The 3,219-nt window shown below is 48.8% G+C and carries 3 protein-coding genes and 1 other RNA gene; 3 read left to right on the forward strand and 1 reads right to left on the reverse strand.

Going from position 1 to position 3,219, the window contains the following annotated elements:
* A partial coding sequence (locus ACTHMC_RS06140) for a hypothetical protein (RefSeq protein WP_440411777.1) occupies nt 1-356 on the forward strand: 356 nt, incomplete at its 5' end.
* A 4-nt stretch (nt 357-360) separates the two neighbouring features.
* Here ACTHMC_RS06140 and ACTHMC_RS06145 read toward each other — a convergent pair.
* Nucleotides 361-1,590 carry an ABC transporter permease gene (locus ACTHMC_RS06145; protein ID WP_440411779.1) on the reverse strand — a complete coding sequence of 410 codons (1,230 nt, stop codon included), beginning with the start codon at nt 1,588-1,590 and terminating at the stop codon, nt 361-363.
* 118 nt (nt 1,591-1,708) lie between these two features.
* Between ACTHMC_RS06145 and ACTHMC_RS06150 the strand changes: the two genes are divergently transcribed.
* Nucleotides 1,709-3,007, forward strand: a complete 1,299-nt coding sequence (locus ACTHMC_RS06150) for a DUF5103 domain-containing protein (protein ID WP_440411781.1) — start codon at nt 1,709-1,711, stop codon at nt 3,005-3,007.
* A gap of 112 nt (nt 3,008-3,119) precedes the next feature.
* An RNA gene (gene ffs, locus ACTHMC_RS06155) (signal recognition particle sRNA small type) lies at nt 3,120-3,218 on the forward strand.
* Nucleotide 3,219 lies beyond the last annotated feature (1 nt).

Consider the following 3,219-nt stretch of genomic DNA (forward strand, 5'->3'; position numbering starts at 1 on the left):
CGGAACTTTTAAGAGAAGAATCGGGGCTGGGAATATGGGTGGAGTTTTTTAATCCCCGGATCTACAAATTATCAAAAGGAAGACCTGTAAAGATTTTCAGGAAACTGCCGAAAGATATCAAGCGGGTAGATATATACCGCCGCCTGGTAAGGGTTAAAGAGTTTCGTAACCTGTTGGTTCATTCAAGATTTCCATTGATCACAACTGAAGCAGATATTGGATATTTAGAGGAAATGAAAGAAATCTATTCAATACTTCTTCAGCTGATTGATTGGCTGGGAGAAACGCCTGCCATCACTTTGGAGCAGTTCAATGAAGAAGGCCGCCAAATCAGGTCACTGCTGATGAACAGGTAGTTTATTACCTGAACTGTATCGCCCGCACCGGCTGGATCATTCTTACAATAATAGTTGGGATCAGCAATACCAGAAAACAGATCAGGAAAGTGCCCAGGTTCACCAGGGCAATCTGCCACCAGATCAGATGCACTTCGATCCTGGAAATATAATAGGCGTCTTCGGGCAGGGTGATCAGTCCGTATTTCTGCTGCAGCCAGCTGATGCCCAGTCCGATCAGGTTTCCGAAAAACAGCCCCGAACAGATAATTACGGTGCCGTGGAAGAGGAAGATCTTCTGGATCGTCCAGTTGCTGGCCCCCAGCGCTTTCAGCAGGCCCACCATCCTGATGCGTTCCATCACCAGGATCAGCAGACAGGTGATGAGATTGAGCGTGGCGATCACTATCATGATGATGATCACAATCATGATGGTTTTGTTCTGCAGGCCCAGCCAGTCGAAAATATTCGGGTAGATATTCCTGATAGTGGAGGCACGCATGCCCATGGGCAGCTCGGGAATGATGCTTTCACTCACTTCATCCATCTTATTGAAATCTTTCAGCAGCAGCTCGTAGCCTCCGATCTGATCGGAGGGCCAGTTGTTGATGCGCTGCAACAGGCGGAGGTCACTGATGGCAATGAGTTTGTCGTATTCCTCGATGCCCGTTTTGTAGATCCCGGCGATCAGCACCTTGCGCACGCGGGGAGGGGAACCGGCCTGGATGAAGTATACGAAAGTGGAATCGTTCGTTTTCAGGTTGAGCATATTGGCCGTATGCTCGGAGATATTCAGTTCTTTGGCATAACTGCTGTCGGAGAAATTGATCCATCGGCCCGAGAGCAGGAATTTATCCAGGTTTTTGAAATCGTAGTTGGCTTCCACCCCCTTGATCATCACGCCTTCGATGGTTTCTTCTGATTTGAGGATGGCGCTGCGGGTGGCAAACGCCTGCACAGCCCTTATCTCAGGATGTGTTTTAGGAAGATTGGTGATGGAGTCATTTTTCTGGATGGGGTATTCCTCTGCAATGGCTACCCTTGCTCCGCCCCAGCTCTGCACGCGGATATGGCCCCAGAAACTGAATACTTTCTGGCTGATGGTTTCCTTGAAGCCATTGGTGAAAGCCGTGGTAAGGATCATCACCGCCACGCTGATGATGGTGGCGCCAACAGATAAACGGATCACGAAACGTGAAAAGGATTTCTGCGTATTGAAAGCGGTCCGTTTAGCTATAAAGGCGGCGATGTTCAAAACTGGGTATGTTTATTGCGCCTCAAAAATAGCCGCTGTGCTCAAATACTGCTAATGTTTTTTATGTAAATATGTTAACATTGTGCACAGTACATTTATAAAGTAAATTGTTTGGACGATGAAATGCCTGTACCTGCTCTGTTTGACGATGATCACCGGTGCTGCCATGGCGCAGATCCCGGATGCCGTGTATTCACCCTCTATCAAGTCGGTTCAGCTCTACCGGAGCGGCGACCAGCTCAGTTATCCCGTGATCCGCCTCAACAGCAGCGAAAAGCTGGAATTGCATTTTGATGAAATAGGAGGGGGCGTGAAAGCCTATTCCTACACTTTCCAGCTCTGTAATGCCGACTGGACGCCCGCCATTCTCAGCCAGTTCGATTATATGCGCGGCTTCATGCAGCAGCGTATCAATACGTACAGGAATTCCAGCATCGCTTTCACTCGCTATACGCATTACCAGGCCACGCTGCCCGACCAGAATATCTATCCCACCCGTTCCGGAAATTATATCCTCCGCGTTTTCCTGAATGCCGATACATCCAAAACCATCTTCACCAAAAGACTGCTGGTAGTGGATGAGAAAGCTACCATTCCGGCACAGATCCAGCAGCCTTTCAACGGGCAGTATTTCCGTACCGGTCAGAAAGTGCAGTTCAAAGTGCAGCTCAGCGATGCCCTGAACGTAAGCAACCACCTGCAACAGGTGAAAGTGGCCATCCTGCAGAACTACCGTTGGGACAATGCGCATACCGATCTCAAGCCTACCTTCTTCTCCCGCAACTCACTTGAATACAATACGGAGAATGATGCCGTATTCCAGGCAGGGAAGGAGTGGAGATGGCTGGATATGCGCAGCATCCGCTTCCTCAGCGCTCAGATCGAAAGCGTGAAGAACAAGCCCACCAGCACGGATCTGATCATGAAACCTGATGGCGACAGGAGCGGCCAGCGGTTCAATTTCTTCCGCGATGCCAACGGCATGTACACCATCGAGACCACGGAAAGCATCAATCCTTTCTGGCAGACCGATTATGCCACCGTTTACTTTTCGTATGTGCCCAAGGGTAATATACCCTTTCCTGATAAGGATATCTACCTGTTCGGACAGCTCACGGATTACAATCTGCGCGACAGTGCCAAAATGAAATTCAATGCAGAGAAGGGGATTTATGAAACCAGTCTCTTTCTGAAGCAGGGATATTATGATTATTGTTATGTAACGATCGATAAGAATGATCCGAAACGCCAGGCGAGTTTCGAATTCACGGAAGGCAATTACTGGGAGAGCGAAAATGAGTATATGATCCTGGTGTATTTCAGGCCGATCGGCGGCCGTGCAGATGAGCTGATAGGGCTGGGAAGGGTGAATTCCTATACGGGAAGGCAGGGGATCATAAGAGGGCAGAGTTATTGAGTGGCGCATCCGGCAAGGGTTTCAGCCGATCCGGATAAATTAGCGTTAATGATTTTCAATATTTTATTTCATTTCATTGTTGGATAAAATCATTTCTCCTTATCTTTGCGGCCGGCAGGTCTTACACGACCAGCTCCTGCAGAACCCCCCAGGACCGGAAGGTAGCAAGGGTAAGCGGTTGTAGCGGTGCGATGTAAGTAATCTGCCGATTT

Source organism: Pseudobacter sp. (assembly GCF_051955275.1).
Taxonomy (GTDB): domain Bacteria; phylum Bacteroidota; class Bacteroidia; order Chitinophagales; family Chitinophagaceae; genus Pseudobacter.

What these genes read in the sequence shown, in the direction of transcription:
- ACTHMC_RS06150 (WP_440411781.1), top strand. Translation starts at nt 1,709, where the DNA reads ATGAAATGCCTGTACCTGCTCTGTTTGACGATGATCACCGGTGCTGCC.